Source organism: Rhizobium sp. WYCCWR 11146 (assembly GCF_013591995.1).
In the GTDB taxonomy this organism is placed as follows: domain Bacteria; phylum Pseudomonadota; class Alphaproteobacteria; order Rhizobiales; family Rhizobiaceae; genus Rhizobium; species Rhizobium indicum.
Window position 1 is genome coordinate 58,196 of the sequence record NZ_JACCEY010000038.1, and the last position, 17,221, is coordinate 75,416.

At 61.9% G+C, this 17,221-nt stretch carries 18 protein-coding genes; 13 read left to right on the forward strand and 5 right to left on the reverse strand.

The features are described 5' to 3' along the window. Positions 1–18: 18 nt before the first annotated feature. The 5 genes from HX899_RS29555 to HX899_RS29575 all read left to right on the forward strand — a co-directional run bounded on the left by HX899_RS29555 (position 19) and on the right by HX899_RS29575 (position 4,305). Complete coding sequence (locus HX899_RS29555) at positions 19–1,419, forward strand: MFS transporter (protein ID WP_138328496.1); 1,401 nt, start codon at positions 19–21, stop codon at positions 1,417–1,419. A gap of 94 nt (positions 1,420–1,513) precedes the next feature. Further along, positions 1,514–1,891: a hypothetical protein gene (locus tag HX899_RS29560; RefSeq protein WP_017993428.1), complete on the forward strand. Its 378-nt coding sequence runs from the start codon at positions 1,514–1,516 to the stop codon at positions 1,889–1,891. Positions 1,892–1,987: 96 nt separating this feature from the next. Further along, the gene (locus HX899_RS29565) at positions 1,988–2,323 is read left to right on the forward strand and encodes a hypothetical protein (protein ID WP_138328497.1); all 336 of its coding nucleotides are present in this window, start codon (positions 1,988–1,990) and stop codon (positions 2,321–2,323) included. 468 nt (positions 2,324–2,791) lie between these two features. Continuing rightward, positions 2,792–2,935, forward strand: a complete 144-nt coding sequence (locus HX899_RS29570; protein ID WP_003546677.1) for a hypothetical protein — start codon at positions 2,792–2,794, stop codon at positions 2,933–2,935. Between the two features lie 302 nt (positions 2,936–3,237). Next, entirely contained in the window at positions 3,238–4,305 is a 1,068-nt protein-coding gene (locus HX899_RS29575; protein WP_181294358.1) for a fatty acid desaturase, read from the forward strand. Positions 4,306–4,409: 104 nt separating this feature from the next. On the opposite strand, the gene HX899_RS29580 is transcribed toward HX899_RS29575, so the two are convergent. After that, the gene (locus HX899_RS29580; protein ID WP_181294039.1) at positions 4,410–5,324 is read right to left on the reverse strand and encodes an SDR family oxidoreductase; all 915 of its coding nucleotides are present in this window, start codon (positions 5,322–5,324) and stop codon (positions 4,410–4,412) included. A 178-nt stretch (positions 5,325–5,502) separates the two neighbouring features. Between HX899_RS29580 and HX899_RS29585 the strand changes: the two genes are divergently transcribed. From HX899_RS29585 to HX899_RS29595, 3 genes are all read left to right on the forward strand, one after another. Next, on the forward strand, positions 5,503–6,063 hold the full coding sequence (locus HX899_RS29585; RefSeq protein WP_181294040.1) for a TetR family transcriptional regulator: 561 nt from the start codon (positions 5,503–5,505) through the stop codon (positions 6,061–6,063). Between the two features lie 229 nt (positions 6,064–6,292). Beyond that, complete coding sequence (locus HX899_RS29590; RefSeq protein WP_181294041.1) at positions 6,293–8,254, forward strand: elongation factor G; 1,962 nt, start codon at positions 6,293–6,295, stop codon at positions 8,252–8,254. 148 nt (positions 8,255–8,402) lie between these two features. After that, positions 8,403–8,729: a hypothetical protein gene (locus tag HX899_RS29595; protein WP_173883548.1), complete on the forward strand. Its 327-nt coding sequence runs from the start codon at positions 8,403–8,405 to the stop codon at positions 8,727–8,729. Between the two features lie 47 nt (positions 8,730–8,776). Here HX899_RS29595 and HX899_RS29600 read toward each other — a convergent pair whose 3' ends face one another. After that, entirely contained in the window at positions 8,777–9,253 is a 477-nt protein-coding gene (locus HX899_RS29600) for a YcgN family cysteine cluster protein (protein ID WP_181294042.1), read from the reverse strand. A 204-nt stretch (positions 9,254–9,457) separates the two neighbouring features. On the opposite strand from HX899_RS29600, the gene HX899_RS29605 reads away from it, so the two are divergent. The 3 genes from HX899_RS29605 (at position 9,458) to HX899_RS29615 (ending at position 13,022) form a co-directional block, all read left to right on the forward strand. Continuing rightward, positions 9,458–11,656: a transglycosylase domain-containing protein gene (locus HX899_RS29605; RefSeq protein ID WP_138387720.1), complete on the forward strand. Its 2,199-nt coding sequence runs from the start codon at positions 9,458–9,460 to the stop codon at positions 11,654–11,656. A gap of 237 nt (positions 11,657–11,893) precedes the next feature. Further along, entirely contained in the window at positions 11,894–12,481 is a 588-nt protein-coding gene (locus HX899_RS29610) for a DUF1214 domain-containing protein (RefSeq protein WP_029875289.1), read from the forward strand. Then, positions 12,474–13,022: a membrane protein gene (locus tag HX899_RS29615; protein WP_017963550.1), complete on the forward strand. Its 549-nt coding sequence runs from the start codon at positions 12,474–12,476 to the stop codon at positions 13,020–13,022. The genes HX899_RS29610 and HX899_RS29615 overlap by 8 nt, the downstream gene beginning before the upstream one ends. Before the next feature lie 13 nt (positions 13,023–13,035). On the opposite strand, the gene HX899_RS29620 is transcribed toward HX899_RS29615, so the two are convergent. Beyond that, the gene (locus HX899_RS29620) at positions 13,036–13,203 is read right to left on the reverse strand and encodes a hypothetical protein (protein ID WP_167334090.1); all 168 of its coding nucleotides are present in this window, start codon (positions 13,201–13,203) and stop codon (positions 13,036–13,038) included. 540 nt (positions 13,204–13,743) lie between these two features. Here HX899_RS29620 and HX899_RS29625 point away from each other — a divergent pair. Both HX899_RS29625 and HX899_RS29630 read left to right on the forward strand, forming a co-directional pair. Beyond that, on the forward strand, positions 13,744–13,950 hold the full coding sequence (locus HX899_RS29625; protein WP_138387721.1) for a hypothetical protein: 207 nt from the start codon (positions 13,744–13,746) through the stop codon (positions 13,948–13,950). Positions 13,951–14,199: 249 nt separating this feature from the next. Continuing rightward, on the forward strand, positions 14,200–15,249 hold the full coding sequence (locus HX899_RS29630; protein ID WP_181294043.1) for a DUF2336 domain-containing protein: 1,050 nt from the start codon (positions 14,200–14,202) through the stop codon (positions 15,247–15,249). A 66-nt stretch (positions 15,250–15,315) separates the two neighbouring features. Here the strand turns inward: HX899_RS29630 and HX899_RS29635 are convergent, their stop codons facing one another. Together HX899_RS29635 and HX899_RS29640 are read right to left on the reverse strand one after the other, a co-directional pair. Further along, positions 15,316–15,660 (reverse strand): DUF1491 family protein, encoded by a 345-nt coding sequence (locus HX899_RS29635; protein WP_181294359.1) that lies wholly within the window; start codon positions 15,658–15,660, stop codon positions 15,316–15,318. Between the two features lie 62 nt (positions 15,661–15,722). After that, a complete protein-coding gene (locus HX899_RS29640; protein WP_138328502.1) occupies positions 15,723–17,171 on the reverse strand; it encodes a methyl-accepting chemotaxis protein in 1,449 nt (482 codons plus the stop codon). Positions 17,172–17,221 lie beyond the last annotated feature (50 nt).

Consider the following 17,221-nt stretch of genomic DNA (forward strand, 5'->3'; position numbering starts at 1 on the left):
AAAAAAGGAACGATTTCGATGACTCTTTCCAAATCGCCAAGCGGAGCGGGGCTGGCATTGCTGCTGCTCTGCGCCGCCAATTTCCTCGACGCCATGGACGTCTCCACCATCGGCGTTGCCTTACCTGCCATCCAGGCCGAACTCGGCATGGAGGCGACATCGCTGCAATGGGCCGTCAGCGCCTATGTGCTCGGTTATGGCGGCTTCCTGCTGCTCGGCGGCCGGGTCGCCGATGTCTTCGGCCATCGCCGCGTCTTCCTCTGGTCGCTGGCGATCTTTGCCGCCGCCAGCATCGCCGGCGGCTTCGTCAACAGCGGCCCGACGCTGATCGCCGCCCGATTGGTCAAGGGCATTGCCGCCGCCTTCACCGCGCCTGCGGCGCTTGCGCTGCTGCTCTCCGTCTTCGGCGAGGGAACGGCACGGGCAAGGGCGCTCGGGGTCTTCTCCTCCACCGGCGCCGCCGGCTTTGTGCTCGGCATGGTGCTCGGTGGTGCTGCGACGATTATCAGCTGGAGGGCGACACTGGTCATGGGCGCGCCCGTCGCCATCCTGACGCTTTTTGTTGCGCCACTGGTGCTGCCCGCCGACCCGAAAAGGACAGGACCGCGGCCGGCCTTCGACTGGGCCGGCGCGCTAACAATAACCCCCGGGCTGCTGCTCTTCGTCTTCGGCATCACCAATGCCGCGGCCGCCGGCTGGCAGGCTTTTGCGACCTGGGGTTCGCTCGTCGCGTCGCTGGCGCTGATCCTGCTCTTCCTCGTGGTCGAAGCGCGCCATGCCGATCCAATGGTGCCGCTCGGCATGTTCCGCCGGGCCAAGCTCCGGCATGCCAATGCCATTGCCGCCCTCTTCCAGGGCGCCTATGTCGGCTTCCAGTTCCTGGCGACGCTCTATTATCAGAACGTCCTCGGCTGGTCGGCCTTCACCACCGGCTTCTGCTTTGCGCTTGGCGGCGTCTTCGTGATGTTCCTGGCGCCACGTTTTGCGACGCTCGCGCAAAATCGCGGCGCCACCGGGCTGATGGCGGCGGGTGTCGGCCTGCAGGCGTTCAGCTATATCTTCTGGGTGACCGCACTCGGACATGTCGACCCGATCCTGCTCGTGCTGTTCTCGCAGATCCCGCTCGGCCTCGGCTACGCCATGACCTACCCCTCGGTACAGGTCGCGGCCCTTTCCGACGTGGAGGACGGCAAGTCGGGGCTCGCCTCCGGACTGCTCTTCGCCTCCTTCCAGATCGGCGGCGGCATCGTGCTTGCGGCGGCCTCGGCAGTCTTCGGCGCCGCACCGCATTTCGGCTGGAACCCCTATGTCGCCGGCATCGCTTTCGTGGCGCTGCTTGCGGTGGCGATTACCCTGCTTGCAGCCGCCGGTCCGCGGACGTCGGCCGCCCGGAGACCCAGCTATCAGGCGGCGGAATGACCGTTATCGGCCCGCACCCTGACAGGTGCGGGCTGCTCATGAACCGGAGCGACAGCTGCAAAGAATCCCGTTGCGTTGCCTGGGTGAAAGGCGCATGGTCGCAACTTCGGCAGCCAGTGTAAGGGCGCTGCCGACTGAGGGTTTTTATACCCTTGCCCCGATGAAAGGAGGACCGATGTCTTCCACTTTCGAAAAGTCGCATCTGACTTCGTCCGATCTCGACATGCTGCAAGGCGTGCTCGACGATGCCGGCTACGACGCCAAAATCCTGATCGGCAACGAACGTGTCTTCAACGTCGCCGCCATACTATTGATCAGACTGTTCGAAGAGGGCGTCACCTCGCCGGCCATGCTCTCACAAGCGCTGGAACACCATTTCGGCAAGCTGAAGACGCCGCCGAAACCGGTAACCCCCGTCTTTAACCGATATGCAATACAGGGATTGCCCCGCGAAAGACGCGCCGCCGGCTAGAGCATGATGCCGAAAAGTGTGAGCGGTTTTCGGACGACATCATGCTCTCACTGATGTTCTAGCGGCAAACGAGCCGCCCGGCTCCGAAGGAATATCGTGCGAAAAACCCTCTTGCTTTGTATCTGCGTCGCAGCGGCCGGTTATTTCGGATGGGTGCAATTCGGGGCTTACCAACAACGCGAGCAGGCTAGAGATCTTGCCGACATCGACAGGGAGCGCCGGGTGGCGCTCCTGGAAATCGATGGCTGCCGGGCAAAAGTGGATCTGCTTCTGTCGATGACAGACCGACTGCTCAAGGCCGGCGGCATGCTGGTGCCGCTCGATATCGGAAGGGACATCGAACTCTGTTTGGCCCGCGGCATCATGTCTGCATCAGGCCGCGCGGAGATGGAAAGAACGAAGCTGATCCGCCTGTTTCCCGTGAATGACTAAGCGCGTCGGAAGATTCATCCCTCGCGCTTTAGCCCTGTTGTTTCGCACGCCGTTATCGCTAAACCGCTGCCCAGTTTTGCGCGGCTCACTTTATCCCCTGTGGAAATATGGCTTTCCTGCGGCGGTGGCCTTAATGGCACCTCAATTTTACTCTACAAGGAGGGCTCGCTGATTTGGCCGATGCGGCATTTGCGGTGACCGGGTTTCCGGCCCCGCCATTTTCCCGATCGCGAAAGCATGGTGACGTCCCGTCTCAACGTCGGGTTTGGCTTTCGGTGACCTCTCCGGTCATCCGCCTCCAGACAGCGATGCGGTTTCAGCAGGCATCATTTTCATTCCATCCCTGCGGCCCGGTGTTGTCGGGTTGCCCCTCATGACGATCCCGCGATCTCCGATCGCGACCGACAAGCGGGGCGAATACCACGCAGGCTGCGGCTTTCAATTTCGATCTAAAGGGAGATTTTATCGATGGCAAAAGGACAGGTAAGAAGCAATCGCGAGGTCCGGAAGCCGAAGAAGGACAAGCAGGCAGCGAAGGTGGAAAGCACATTCGCCAATCAGATGAAGACGGCGACCAAAACCGCTCCGCAGGGCAGTGCTCCAAAGAAATAGAACCTCTTATCGAGCCCCCGCTCCGCCCCCGTGCGCATAACAGCGCAAGTGATAGCGCGTCTTGTCGGACGCGCCGCGCTCCGGCGTGACACCATCACCCATTGACATGTTTTCAGAAAAACAGGAATTGCTGTAACCATGACCACTCTTCATACGATGTACCACTTCGACTATCCGCTCTTCCTCATTCGTTCGGCCGTGGTGATTGCACTCGGCTTTTCGGCGATCGCCGCCTTTCACGGCGTCACTCTGTGATCGAATCTGCGCGCCGCAGCGAGTGCGAGGAAATCCAAGTGGCCCCTATGGGTGAGCCCGACGACAACCCAGAGCGATCCGAAAACCCGGATCGATCCGCGGAGCAAGCGGCGCTTTTCGCTGAAAAGCGCTGGCTGAAGATCCTTGCCGGATATCGCCAGCCGCGGGCCGGACGCAGCGCCTTCGAGCTTGCCGTCACCGCCGTCCCCTTCGCGCTGTTCTGGGCTGCCGCATGGGCAGCGGTTCATTACAGCTTCTGGCCCGGCCTGATCCTCGTCCTTCCCGCCGCCGCTTTCCTGCTCCGGCTGTTCATGATCCAGCATGATTGCGGCCACGGCTCGTTTTTCGCCCGTCGCCGCGTCGACGACTGGGTTGGACGCACGATCGGCATCCTGACGCTGACACCTTACGACTATTGGCGCCGCGCGCATGCGGAACACCACGCCTCGGCCGGGAACCTGGACGAGCGCGGCGTTGGCGACATCGAAACGCTGACGATCGCCGAATATAACGCGCTGTCGCGCTGGGGCCGGCTCGGCTATCGGCTCTACCGGCACCCGATCGTGATGTTCGGGATCGGACCGGCATGGCTGTTCCTCTTCAAGCAGCGCCTGCCTTTCGGCATGATGCGCTCCGGCGCCCTGCCCTGGATCTCGACCATGGCGACCAATCTTGCCATCGCAGTGGTCGCCGCGCTGCTGATCTGGGCGGTCGGGATCGTCCCCTTTTTACTGGTGCATCTTCCGACCGTGCTTCTGGCAGGTGCTGCCGGCGTCTGGTTGTTCTACGTCCAGCATCAATTCGAGGAAACACATTGGTCGAAGGAGCCGGACTGGCAGTTCCAGCATGCGGCCCTGCACGGTGCCTCGCATTACGACCTGCCGCCGGTGCTGCGCTGGATCACCGGCAATATCGGCATCCACCACGTGCATCATCTGTCGAGCCGGGTGCCGTATTACCGGCTGCCGGAGGTGCTACGAGATCATCCTGAGCTTGCCGATCTGGGCCGCATCACGCTCATGGAAAGCCTGCGTTGCGTCAAGCTGGTGCTGTGGGACGAACAGACGAAACGACTGGTCTCGTTTCGTGAGGCCGCGCGGCTTGCCGCAGCATGATGACGGGGCGTTAGAGCGGTTTAGCTTTCACGGAAGCGCAGAGCCGCTCTGACCTTTTGCCTGCATCCAATTCCAGGGAAAGCCGCCTCCTTCCCTGGAATTGTTTAGCGGTAGCCTGTCACATCCGCCGGCCTGCCCGGATCCTGCACTTCCACCATGTAGCGCCAGCAATCCGGCCGCGAACCGTCGATATCGTCGAAGCCATAGGTCTTGGCCACTCCGCCGCTCGACAGCGACTGGCCGTTCCAGCGGGCGCGGTCGGGGTCGGCGGCTATGGCCGCAACGGCCCGGCCGACGAAGCGCGGGGTTTCGGAAATGGCGAAATGCGGCTGCACCGTCGTCGCCTCGCGCCAGTTCTCCTCGCGAACACCATAAGCATCCAGCATCATTTCAGAACGCAGCCAGCCGGGCGTGATCGAAACGGCGGTGGCGCCGTGTTTTTCCAAATCTTGCGCATGTGCCCAGGCCATGCGGGTGACGCCTGTCTTGACCAGGTCGTAAAAGGGCGAGAGCCGGTAATGGGTGGCATTGTATTCGGCAGTGCCGTCGGTCATCTCCACCAGCAGCCCGCCGGGCTGCTCGATCATCAGCGGCAGGGCGTAATGGGCGGTGATCAGATGCGTCTCGATGCCGAGCTGCAGCATGCGCAGGCCCTTGTCCAGCGAATGCTCCCAGACGGCCTTGTCCCATTCGAACAGCTTCTCACAGCCCCAGATGTCGTTGACCAGAATATCGAGCCGGCCAGCTTCGCCGCGGATGCGGGCGACCAACGCCTCGACCTGTTGCTGGACGAGATGGTCCACCTGCACGGCAATGCCCTTGCCGCCGGCTGATGTCACCAGCTCGGCCGTCTCCTCGATCGTCTCCGGCCTGGCATACTCGGATTGCTGGGCGCGCGTCGTGCGCCCGGTCACGTAGACGGTGGCGCCGGCGGCACCAAGTTCCACCGCGATGCCTCGGCCGGCGCCGCGCGTAGCACCCGCCACCAAGGCCACTTTCTCCCGCAAGTTCGCTGTCACTTCTCCATCCTCCACGCTAGAACGGCCTTCATGCCGTAAGCACCCGGGTTTAGCTCTTGTTTTTACGCAATTCCGGGCGGAAAACCGCTTCACACTTTTCCTGGAATTGCTCCAGCTGGCACTGCTTGTATATAAACGAATGATCGTTTACATTCGAAGCGAATGCAAGAGGAATTTCATGCCGCGTCGCCGCACAGTTTCCGATGAACAGCTTCTCGCCATGGTGCTGGCGCTGATCCACGCCGAGGGGCCGGATGCGGCGACCTTTGCGGCGGTGGCGAAAGCCAGCGGTCTTTCCGGCTCGACGCTGGTGCAGCGTTTCGCGACGAAAGCGGCGATGCTGCGCGCTGCGCTGCTTCACGCCTGGGACCGGCTGGATGCGGAAACGGCGCGGCTTGCCGGGAGCGTGGCGAAAACCCCGGAAGGCGCCGTCGCGCTGCTCGTCGGCCTGTCGCAGGATTACGGCGACAATGCCGCCGCCTATGGCGAGGGACTGCTGGTGCTTCGCGAGGACTTCCGCGATCCGGTGCTGCGGGCCCGGGGTGCAGCCTGGGGAACGGCGCTGACGAAAGCGATCGCACGCTGCTTCAGCTCGGCGAGTGATCCGGAGACGATCGCCCGGCTGATGCTGGCGCAATGGCAGGGTTCGCTCACCTGGTGGGGATTTGGCGCAGACGGCCCGGTGGCTGCCTATGTGGAGACGGAATTGAAGCGCTTCCTGACAGCAGTGAAGCCCTGATCCCCGCTTAGACTAGCATTACAGCTGCATATAGTTGGAATATCTGAATCCATGGGTTTCCGTGATCCGTAGGTCATGGATGACAGGCGTATCGATTGAGGCGACGCTGGAGCTTTGGGCGTCTTCGTTGCGTGATGTGAAAGCGCGAATGCACCTCTGGCGCCTTGCAGCGGTTCAGGGCATCCTATGATGGCTGAAAGTTGTGTTTATGGCAGTTGGAGGAATGCCGATGCGCTGCTTTACCGTGCTTGGACCTTCGCAGACCGGAAAATCAACAGTCGTGGAAAAGCTCGGCTCCCTGGAAGGGGCGGCGAGAAAATCCAGCTCCCCTTATGGATTGAACCTCACAGAATTCACCTTTGGAAATGAGTCGTGGTGTGCGCTGGATGCGCCAGGACCCAATGAAGCGTTGGCGCATGCACAGCACGCGCTTCTCGCCAGCGACGCCTGCATCCTGTGCGTTTCATCGGCACCCGAGGAGGCTGTGCTCGCCGCGCCCTATCTGCGCGTAATCGAGGCCTCGGAGACGCCGTGCATCCTCTTCGTCAACCGGATGGACGAACCGAGAGGGCGGCTGAGGGACGTGATCGCCGCGCTTCAAGACTACGCCAACCACACGCTTTTGCTTCGCCAGATCCCGATCCGCGAGGGGGACAGGATCATAGGCAGTTGCGATCTGATTTCCGAACGGGCGTGGCGCTACCGGGAAGGCCAGACTTCGGCGCTGATAGCAATCCCCGAAAGCGCCGCCGAGCGCGAGCACGAAGCGCGCAGCGAGCTCCTGGAACACCTGTCCGAATTCGATGACTGGCTTCTCGAGGAACTGATCGAAGATCGCGAGCCGCCCAGCGACGCGCTCTATGCCATTTCATCGCGGGTTCTCAGGGAAAACAGGATTATTCCAGTCCTGATCGGTGCCGCAAGTCACGGCAACGGCATAATGAGGCTGATGAAGGCGCTGCGCCACGAGGCGCCGCCGGTGGGGGTTCTTCGACAGCGCCTGGCTCGTGCGGGCAATGTCGATGAAAACAAGCTGACCGCCGTGAGCTTCCATGCCTATCATCGCCAGAATGTCGGTAAGACAGTGCTCGTGCGCGCGCTTGGCGTGGGACTGCGGCAGGGCGCATCACTGGGCGGCTCCAGCCTCGGCGCCGTACAGCATCTCGCAAACGGGCGGTCCAATTCGGCGGTTGTGCCTGCGTCGGGGGATGTGTTTGCGACGGTCAAGTCCGACCACTTGCCCGTCCCTTCGCTGTTGACATCAGATGCGGTGGTCGCCCCGCCTGAATGGACGGAGCCACCCACGCCGATGCTTGAAAGGATCCTAATCCCAGGCAGCGAGCGCGATGAAAACAAGCTCTCCGAAACGCTGGCAAAACTTTCCGCGACGGATCGCGGCCTAACGGTCTTGCAGGAGGAAAGCACCGGCGCCCAGCTCGTCTGCGCCCAGGGGCCGGTGCATCTGCGCGATCTCTGCCGAACCCTGTCCGACGTGTTTCACATCGCCGTAACCGATCGAACGCCCAGCCCGATCTACCGCGAGACAATTGCGAAACCATCTGAGGTTCATTACCGTCACCGCAAACAGACCGGCGGTGCCGGACAGTTCGCGGATGTGAAGCTGAGCATTCGCCCCAATGAGCGCGGCCGGGGCTTCACCTTTAGCGAAACCGTCAAGGGTGGCGTCGTTCCGCGCAACTACATCCCTGCTGTCGAAGCAGGCGCGCGCGAAGCGATGGAGAAAGGGCCGCTAGGCTTCCAGGTCATCGATGTCGGCGTAACGCTGTACGATGGTCAGCACCATGCCGTCGACAGTTCGGAACACGCCTTCCGGACTGCGTCGAAAATGGGAGTGCGACAGGCGCTTTCCGAAGGGTCGGCCGTTTTAATGCAACCGGTCTTCCGCAGCGAAATTCACATTCCGTCGATCTATTCCGGCAGCCTCGTCCAGATCGTCTCCGCTCTCAAGGGTCAGGTTCTCGGCTTCGACCGGGATGAAACCGCTAAGGGATGGGACATCTTCCGGGCACTCATTCCGGGCGGCGCACTTGACGATCTGGCGCGGGCGCTGCGCTCGGCGACGCAGGGCATTGGTTACTTTTCCAAGACCTTCGATCACTTCGAAGAGTTATACGGCAAGGAAGCGGACGCCATCGTGAGGGCACACGAGGGACCAGGCGTCGCACACTGAAACGTTCGCGCCACTTCATGCTCGTTCGCAGAATGGGCTCATGTCGTTTGGCAGTTAACCGTGAGAATGCGCCGTTTCACGCTACCTATGGCATTTAATCTGAGATTCGCGGGAGCGATTATCGGCCACTAACCGCTTCTAATGCATCATGGCCTCTAATGCAGATCTCGATGCGGCCTTGGCGGTCATCAAAAGAAGACATCCGTACGGCAAATCCGAAATCCGAACCCAATCAAGGAGGATTGAACATGCCTACGATCATCTACAAGAAACCCGGCTTACGTCCGAAGACCTGGCAACGGTCGTCGTATTCGCGGATAACGTCGCAAGGAACTGCTTCGACGAATTCCCCACCGGTGAATCGAAATCGGTCTCCGAATGCCTGTCGTCTAACATTACAGCTGCATTTTTGATTTGCGGTGGACTTGCCTTGCTGCGGCTTGATGCGCCCGTCGCCAAAGCGACCATGCGATGACGGATGAAGGTTCAATTCGCCGTCGTGCAAGGTGGGCAACTGTAATGTTAGGCGTCCTCATCGTCCTTCTCCTCGCCCACGGTCAGCGGCCAGTCGACGACGTAATCCTCGAGATCGTCGAGATCGATCTCATTTTCGTTGATCGCGCGGCCTCGCGCGGAAATGCTGGCGGCATGGACGGTCTCCGGGTCGCCGGAGACGAGCGGGTGCCACCAGTAGAGGTCGCGGCCTTCATTGACCAGCCGGTAGCCGCAGGTGGGCGGCAACCAGGCGATATCAGGCACATTTTCCTTGGTCAGCTGCACGCAGTCCGGCACGAAATCCCAGCGGTTCTCATAGCTGGAGCAGCGACAGCTTTCGCCGTCGAGCAGCTTGCAGCTGACCGAGGTGAAATAGATATCGCCACTATCCCATTCCTCGATCTTGTTGAGACAACAGAGGCCGCAGCCGTCGCAGAGGCTTTCCCACTCGGCGACGCTCATTTCGGCAAGCGTCTTGCTCTTCCAGAAGGGCAGATCGTTCATCGTTCGTTTCTTGCAACAGCGACCCGCAAATTCGCGTGACCCTGATGCATCTCTCTTGTTATCAGCCGCAAAATCAATCAATCCTTCAGTATACTCCTGGTACTCGGAGAATTCTCTCCTCGTATCGGAGAGCTTTGCGGCCATATGCGGGCCTCGCGCTTTTGTCGGATATGATCGAAGCGCAATCAGGCGGGAATACAGGACGTGCAGGATCCGGACAACCCAGGAAATGGGCCAGGAAATGGGCCAGAAAAAAGGCCCGGAAAAGCGGCGAACGAGGCGGCGGAAAAGCGGCCGGCGAAGAGCCGTCACATTCTGCTGCGTATCGATTCCTGGATCGATTCGACCGTCTGGAACGCCGGCTTCCGCGCCGCCGAGATCTGGGAAGACATTACCATCTTTTTCCGCCGTTTCCGCGTGCGCGGCTGGAAGCGCATGGTCTTCGAACTTGCCGGCGAGGGACTGACGCTCGGAGCGGCCGGCTCGGTGCTGATGCTGCTGCTTGCCCAGCCTGCCTTCGAGGCGACCAAGGAAGACTGGCGCAACCGCGGCGATTTCGCCGTCACCTTCACCGACCGCTACGGCAATGTCATCGGCCATCGCGGCGTCATCCACCAGAATTCCGTACCGATCGACGAGCTGCCGGATTCGCTGATCAAATCGGTGATCGCCACCGAGGACCGGCGCTTCTTCGACCATTTCGGCATCGATTTCATCGGCCTCTTCCGCGCCATGAGCGAGAATGCGCGCGCCGGCGAAGTCGTGCAGGGCGGCTCGACACTGACGCAGCAGCTCGCCAAGAACCTGTTCCTGTCGAACGAACGCTCGATCGACCGCAAGGTCACCGAGGCGTTCCTGGCGCTTTGGCTCGAGGCGAACCTTTCCAAGAAGGAAATCCTCTCCACCTATCTCGACCGCGCCTATATGGGCGGCGGCACTTTTGGCGCAGCGGCGGCGGCGCAGTTCTATTTCGGCAAGAACATCACCGATGTGAACCTTGCCGAATCCGCCATGCTTGCCGGCCTGTTCAAGGCGCCGGCGAAATACGCGCCGCATGTCAACCTGCCGGCGGCGCGTGCCCGCGCCAACGAAGTGCTGACCAATCTGGTGCAGAGCGGGCTGATGACCGAGGGCCAGGTGATCGCCGCCAGGCGCAATCCAGCTACCGTCGTCGACCGCAACGAGGTGGAATCGCCCGATTTCTTCCTCGATTGGGCTTTCGACGAGGTCCAGCGGCTTTCGTCGCGCTTCCACCAGCATTCGCTGATCGTGCGCACGACGATCGACATGGGCATCCAGAAGGCGGCCGAGGATTCGGTCGAGACGTCGCTGCGCGAATATGGCGAGGCCTATCACGCCAAGCAGGGCGCGATGGTGATGATCGAAAACGGCGGCGCGGTGCGCGCCATGGTCGGCGGCCGGGATTACGGCGAGAGCCAGTTCAACCGCGCCAGCAGGGCGCTGCGCCAGCCAGGCTCGTCCTTCAAGGTCTACACTTATGCGGTGGCGATGGAGAGCGGCATGACGCCGCAGACGACGATCGTCGATGCGCCGATCTACTGGGGCAACTGGAGCCCTCACAATTACGCAAACCGCTATGCCGGCCGCATCACGCTTGAGACCGCGATCGCCCAGTCGATCAACACCGTGCCGGTGCGGCTCGCCAAGGAAAAACTCGGCATTCAGCCGATCCGGGCGATGGCGAAGAACCTCGGCGTCGAAACGCCGATCCGCGACGACGTCACCATCCCGATCGGCACCTCCGAGGTGACGGTCCTCGACCAGGCGACGGCCTATGCCACCTTCCCGGCCGGCGGCTACCAGTCGCGCCGCCACGGCATCACCCAGATCCTCGATTACGACGGTGACGTGCTCTACGATTTCGACCGTGACGAACCGGCGCCGAAACGCGTGCTCTCCGAACAGGCCGACGCCTATATGAACCAGATGCTGTCGCGCGTCCCCTATGTCGGCACGGCGCGCAAGGCGGCTCTCGACAACGGCATCCTGACGGCCGGCAAGACCGGCACGACCCAGGCCTATCGCGACGCCTGGTTCGTTGGGTTCACCGGCAATTACACCTGCGCCGTCTGGTTCGGCAATGACGACTACACCTCGACCAACGAGATGACCGGCGGTTCGCTGCCGGCGATGACCTTCAAGCGCGCCATGGATTACGCCCATCAGGGTGTGACGCTGCGCGCCATCCCCGGCGTCGAAAATCCCCTGCCCTCGGAAAAAGACCTCGCCAAGACCGCCGCCGCCAAGCCGCAGGATGGATTGCCGCAGCTCATCCGGCCGCGCATGCTCTCGGTTCAATCGACTGGCATCCTCAAGAAGCTCGGCGAAAAGCTGAAGGATGCCGCCCCGCTCGCGCCGGCGAAGGTGGCGAGCGCGGAGTAGGTGGCGTGCCGGTAGCTGCACCTCACCGCCCGCCAGCACCTCTGGGTGAAAGGCCGTGTTGCCGCAGTTGGCAGACGGCTTTGCCGCATGGACATGACGGCTTTGCCGCATGGACATGACGGCTTTGCCGCATGGACATAACCTGGTATCAATCAGCGCCTATGTCACGGCCCGGCATTCCACCCTGCCAGAATCAGTGGTAACCCTTTCATCCGATATGGTTTCCAAGGTCATGACGTGTTTCGATTCCCCCTCTTTATCGCGATCACGCTGATCGTCGCCTTCGGCGGCGGGATCATGATTTCGCTTTATGCGCTGGATGCGACACAGGGTTTCGGGGCGATCAAGCTCGGCGCCTGGGAGGCCTTTCCAGCGTTGCAGACGGTCGAGGCCGATCCTTATGCCAAGTCGCACCGGGCGCGCGCCGGCAAGCTGCTCTATGGCAGCGCCGAGGGTCTGACCTTCACGGCGAGTGTCGACGACGAAGGCGCGCGGCTGAATGCCGGCTGCCGCTACCGCATCAGCGGGCAGACGCCGCCTGCCCGGCTCTGGACCCTCTTTACCGCCGACAATGGCGGCAATCCGGCAGCGGTGAAGACCGGGCATCCCTCAGCGCTCAATTCCTGGACCGTGCTGCGCAATCAAGACAGCAGTTTCTCGGTTGAGATCTCCGCCGTCGCGCAGCCGGGCAACTGGCTGGCCTTGCCAGAGGCCGGCACCTTCCGGCTGGTGCTGACGCTGTTCGACACACCGACAGCCGGCAGTTCCGGCGTGATCGACCTCGCCATGCCGAAGCTCACCAAGACCGGATGCGGCAATGCTTAGGATATTCTTCGCGGTCCTGACCGGTCTTTTCGGCGCAGCCCTGCTGCATCTCGTCATCATCCTGTCGCTGCCGCATTTCACCGGCAGGGATGCGGCGACCCGCGTGGAGGCAGAGGGCGACCTCAATAATTTCTACCTGCTCGGCGACCAATATGACGAGGCCGGCCTTGCCAATGGCGACCCCTTCCTGCGCACCGCCGTCTGCTCCTTCGACGTCGAGGATGCGCCGGTACATTTCACCGCCAAGGGCAATGTGCCCTTCTGGTCGATCGCGATCTATGACAGCGCATCCAACGAGGTCTTCAGCATGAATGACAGGACATCGGTCGGCGGCGCGCTCGATGTGCTGGCCGGCAGTCCGATCCAGCTGACCGACCTGCGCAAGAACTTGCCGCAGGAATTGCAGCAGGCGATCCTGGTGGAAATGGCACGGCCGGACGGCTATGCCGTGCTGCGGACGCTGGCGCCGCAGGCGAGCTTCGATGAGGCTGCGCGCAACTTCCTGACGGAAGCCGGCTGCGAGCAATTCGCCGCTCGCTGAGGTTGAAGAGCGGTTACTTCTTGTTGACGCGCGGCGCGGGCGCCGGACGATGTTTCGGGCTCTCGGTCAACCGCTCGTAGCGGACGCCGGTGAACCAAAGGATCTTGGCTTCGCGGGGCTCTTTGTCCGGGCGACGCGGCGCCCGCGGCCGCCGATCCGCCAATGCGACTACTATTGCCATTCTCGTCTCCATGCACTGCCCGAGACGGATGAAGTTGCGATGGATTTCACCCTGCCCGCCAATGTGCGGGCCGGCGCGTCCTGCAGTACCGGGATGACCGGCCCGAGGGCATTCGCGCCTTTCCCACGGCACCTGATTGAAATACCGTGATGCGGAGTTTCAACGATCCAAATACTCAAATCGCGTCGTTCCTATCCGAATTGAGACAGATGACAGTTAACAGTTTACTAATGTTCAGCCGAGGCCAAACACAGTTCACGTTACTTCCCCTTTAACGCGCGAAGAGTTGATTTGGTTTCACGCCGCCTACACAAACGGCCGGCTGGAGATCAACGGATAAAATTAGAACCAATTCATGTAGTTGACATCGGCGCTGCAATCCGCCGGCCGGGAAAAAGGCGATGTTGCAAAAATACATCATGAAGATATTTAATTGCGAGGCGCTGAGATGCGCGTATGTTCGCTCATGTCGGTCACACGTTTCCGGGCTCCGATCGATCGGGATTTTCCACGTTCTTGCCGGAATGCGGAGGGCAAGCGATGTCGTTGCTGGTCAATTCATCTTTCTCGCCTGAAGATCTCGACGTGCTGCGCAGTGCGCTTGATGCCTGGTGCTCAGAACGGCGGATCGACATCAAAAGCGTCGACGCGCAATTCGCGGCATCCACAGCACTCGACCTTTATCAGGCCGGTTACGACAGCCGCGAAAAACTGCTGCACGCGCTGCGCGATCACAGGGCCGCCTGAGTTTTTCCACCACCGCGGCAGCGATGCTGCAATCGTCGCAGCACGTCTTCCAAACCATGCATTTTTATATTGCCGGCCAACCATGTCGCGACACGTTCCGCGTGTATATTTCTGTTGCATTTTAATAAAATCTTCAGCATGCATTAACCGTACCGGTGTAGGATTTGTTCATAACCGTATGGCCTGACATGCGTTCCGCCAGCGCATATCGGCCTTGGTCCCCTTGTTCTGCGTTTTCGGGGTGTTTTTGTGCGTGACCGGTTTCGAGACCTAGAAGGCCCCTTGGCCGTCAGGAAAAAGGACGTGGTACTAATGGCGACTGTCAGCAGTTTCGAGAACCTGTCTCATCCGACACGGTCCGAACTGCGCCAATTCGCCGAACTTTTCATGCCGCTGTTCCAGGCCTCCTCCGACGAGGCCAAGCGCCAGGCGGTCGCGGCGCTGTCCCAATGCGAGAACATGCCGGCCGCCGTGGCGCTGTTCATCGGCAACCAGCCGATCGAGATCGCAGCCCCCTTTCTTGCCGCCTCGAAGGCAATCGCCGACGATACGCTGATCACCATCGCGCGCATGCAGGGTGCAACGCATGTCAAGGCGATCGTCAGCCGCGATTCACTCTCGCCGAAGGTCATCGATGCTTTGGTGGCGCTGCGCCAGAGCCAGCCGCGGTCGGCGGCCACATCGGCGCCGGTCATGGAATCGCCGGCGGTGCCGCTTTCGCCAGCGCCGACCGAGACCAACGAGGCAGATGCGCTGGCGGAACAGCGGATTGCCAATGAAGAGGCGTTGCGCGAGCGTATCCTCGGCCTTGCCGGCCATCTCGGCCGTGCCGACGAGGACAGGCTCGGTCTGCGCACGCTCACCGACATTCAAGAGGCGCTGCTGGTGCGCTTTGCCCGCTCGCGTGAAGCGACGCATTTCGCAACCGCGCTTGCCGATGCGCTTTCCGCCAGCCGCTGGCTTGCCGAGCGCATCATGCTCGATCTTTCCGGCCAGCAGCTCGCCACGACGCTGACCAGCCTCGGCATGGGCTTTCTCGATGCCGTCTTCGTGCTCGAAAGGCTCTATCCGCACCTTGCCGAACAGCAGCATAACGTTACGCGCGGCTGGATGGTGCTCGATGCGCTCGACCCGGAAGAATGCCACGAACGCGTCGAAGCCTGGCGGCGCGCCGATCGCTACACCTATAAGCCGGAAGCGACCGATGCACCCGCGCCGGCAGCAACGCCCGACTATCGCTTCATCCGCCAGGCGCCGCCGCAGCGCGACATGCGCGTCATGGGGCGGCGGTCTCGCTGAACTGCGGTTGATGACCTTACCACCTACAGCGGTTCAAAATGACGCTGAGCTGACGAGCGCCTTGGCTCAGCCGCCCTTCGCAAGCGGGATCATGTCCCCCAGTTCCTCCGCCTCCAGCTCGACGATCCAGAGATCGGGGTCGAATTTGCGTTCACGCTCCAGCAACGCGCGGACCGCCTCCGGATCGCCGCGCGACAGGCGGATCTCGAACAGCCGGTCGCCGGCCTGACCTTCGCCGAAGGCTGTCTGCGGTGCCGGCGCGTAGAGCGTTTCCAGGCCGTCGCGGAAGTGCTGGCGGATGAAGATCGCACCCGCCTCCTCCGCACCCTTCTTCTCGACGGCGGCGAAATCGCCGCTGGCGAAGACGCGGCGCAGGAGGGCTGAAATGAAGATGTCGGCGCGTAATCTCATCGGTGCGGTATAGACCGGCGCGTCGGTGGCGGCAATGCGGGGCCAGAGTTTGACCCCAGGGGTCAGACCTTGACTGCCAGCCGTAATCCTCCCCAATGCCGTCCACGGACTGTGATCGGAGCGGAGATATCTTTCATCATCACGAAATTGCCGCCGCCCATGTCGCGCCTGTAGGTCTGGACGAGGAAGGGCGCGGTGCTGCGACCGGCTGCAAGGCCAACGCGATCGGCAAAGATGCGGCGGTTGCGGCAATTGGCAGTGTTCCAGACGCTGTCGCCAGGCCGCTGGGCTTGCGAGAATTTTCGGTTGTGGGTCGGCAGATAGCCATTCTCGTCGATCGCCGCGCAGAAGGCGATGCGCTCGTCCAAGGTTGTGACGGGTTCCTGGATCGGCGGCAGCAGGCGGTCGGTGAGTTCGGTGAAGGCCGCCATCATCTGTGCAGGATCAGAGCCCGGTATCGGCCGATACCGTCGCTCGAAAAGAGCATCGAGCCCGATCTGACCTTCCGCGACGGCGCGTTCGAAGGCGCCGGAAATCTGTCTTGCCACCGACTGCGCTTCCTCGATCCAACGGCTGTCGGCGGTCTTGACGCCGGCACTCGCCGTCAGCTGGATCAGGGTTTCCGAGAGGCCGACGACGCTGTCGACGCGTTTTGCCGCCTGCTGCAGCCGGACATTCGAGCCGGCGACCTCGGCCGACATCTCGCCGAGCTTCTCGACGAAGCCGGCGCATTGCTGGTCGACCGCCTCGGTGGTGTTGGCCATGACAGTCGAACTGTCGAGGATGCGGGTGATGACATGTTCCATGCTTTCGAAGGCGCCGCGCATCGCCTCCGACTTGTCACGCACGCCGGCGGCGCTCTCTCGCGCATCGCTGCCGACGGCCGACAGCCGGTCGATCTTCACGCGCAGTTCGTCCAGCGTCTGCTGGATGGAGCCGGTCGCCTTCGAGGTCTGCAGCGACAGCGCCCGAACCTCGGCGGCGACGACCGCAAAACCCTTGCCCGCATCGCCGGCGCGCGCCGCCTCGATCGCGGCGTTCAGCGCCAGCAGGTTGGTCTGGCGGGCGATGGTGCTGATTTCCTCGGCGATATTGTCGACATCGGCAAGCGACTTGGAGAAGCCGGCGATCTCGGTGCCGATCTCGTTGGAGGACTGAACCATGTGGCCGATCTCGGCGACGGAGCCCGTCAGGCGGTCAGCCGATTCTTTCAGCATGTGACGTGCCTCGGCCGCCGTGCGATCGGTCTCGCGCAGCGACACGGCGACCGAGCGGTTGGTCTCGGCAATCGACAGCGCGGTGCGGGTGACATGATCGAAGGCGGAGGCATGCCGGGCCGACATTCCCGCCATGTCCTGGATGGCGCCGGCGATATCGACGAGATCGATGCCAAGGGTGGAGGCTTCTTCGGCAAGACGCAGCAGGATGTGGCGCAGCGCCTCGCGATCAGGCCCTTCCGCTTCGACCGCCGGTTCTCCGGCCGTATCGTCTATCGCCTTCAGCGCATGCATGACCGACGCTCCCCCGCCCTAATCAGAAAAGCTTCAGGCAACATGGTTAA

Bases quoted from the DNA above. Each gene is read 5' to 3' on its own strand.
- HX899_RS29640 (WP_138328502.1), bottom strand. From the start codon at position 17,171: ATGCATGCGCTGAAGGCGATAGACGATACGGCCGGAGAACCGGCGGTC.
- HX899_RS29635 (WP_181294359.1), bottom strand. From the start codon at position 15,660: ATGAGATTACGCGCCGACATCTTCATTTCAGCCCTCCTGCGCCGCGTC.
- HX899_RS29555 (WP_138328496.1), top strand. From the start codon at position 19: ATGACTCTTTCCAAATCGCCAAGCGGAGCGGGGCTGGCATTGCTGCTG.
- HX899_RS29570 (WP_003546677.1), top strand. From the start codon at position 2,792: ATGGCAAAAGGACAGGTAAGAAGCAATCGCGAGGTCCGGAAGCCGAAG.
- HX899_RS29575 (WP_181294358.1), top strand. From the start codon at position 3,238: ATGGGTGAGCCCGACGACAACCCAGAGCGATCCGAAAACCCGGATCGA.
- HX899_RS29600 (WP_181294042.1), bottom strand. From the start codon at position 9,253: ATGAACGATCTGCCCTTCTGGAAGAGCAAGACGCTTGCCGAAATGAGC.
- HX899_RS29560 (WP_017993428.1), top strand. From the start codon at position 1,514: ATGGTCGCAACTTCGGCAGCCAGTGTAAGGGCGCTGCCGACTGAGGGT.
- HX899_RS29615 (WP_017963550.1), top strand. From the start codon at position 12,474: ATGCTTAGGATATTCTTCGCGGTCCTGACCGGTCTTTTCGGCGCAGCC.
- HX899_RS29585 (WP_181294040.1), top strand. From the start codon at position 5,503: ATGCCGCGTCGCCGCACAGTTTCCGATGAACAGCTTCTCGCCATGGTG.
- HX899_RS29590 (WP_181294041.1), top strand. From the start codon at position 6,293: ATGCGCTGCTTTACCGTGCTTGGACCTTCGCAGACCGGAAAATCAACA.
- HX899_RS29620 (WP_167334090.1), bottom strand. From the start codon at position 13,203: ATGGCAATAGTAGTCGCATTGGCGGATCGGCGGCCGCGGGCGCCGCGT.
- HX899_RS29625 (WP_138387721.1), top strand. From the start codon at position 13,744: ATGTCGTTGCTGGTCAATTCATCTTTCTCGCCTGAAGATCTCGACGTG.
- HX899_RS29595 (WP_173883548.1), top strand. From the start codon at position 8,403: ATGGCCTCTAATGCAGATCTCGATGCGGCCTTGGCGGTCATCAAAAGA.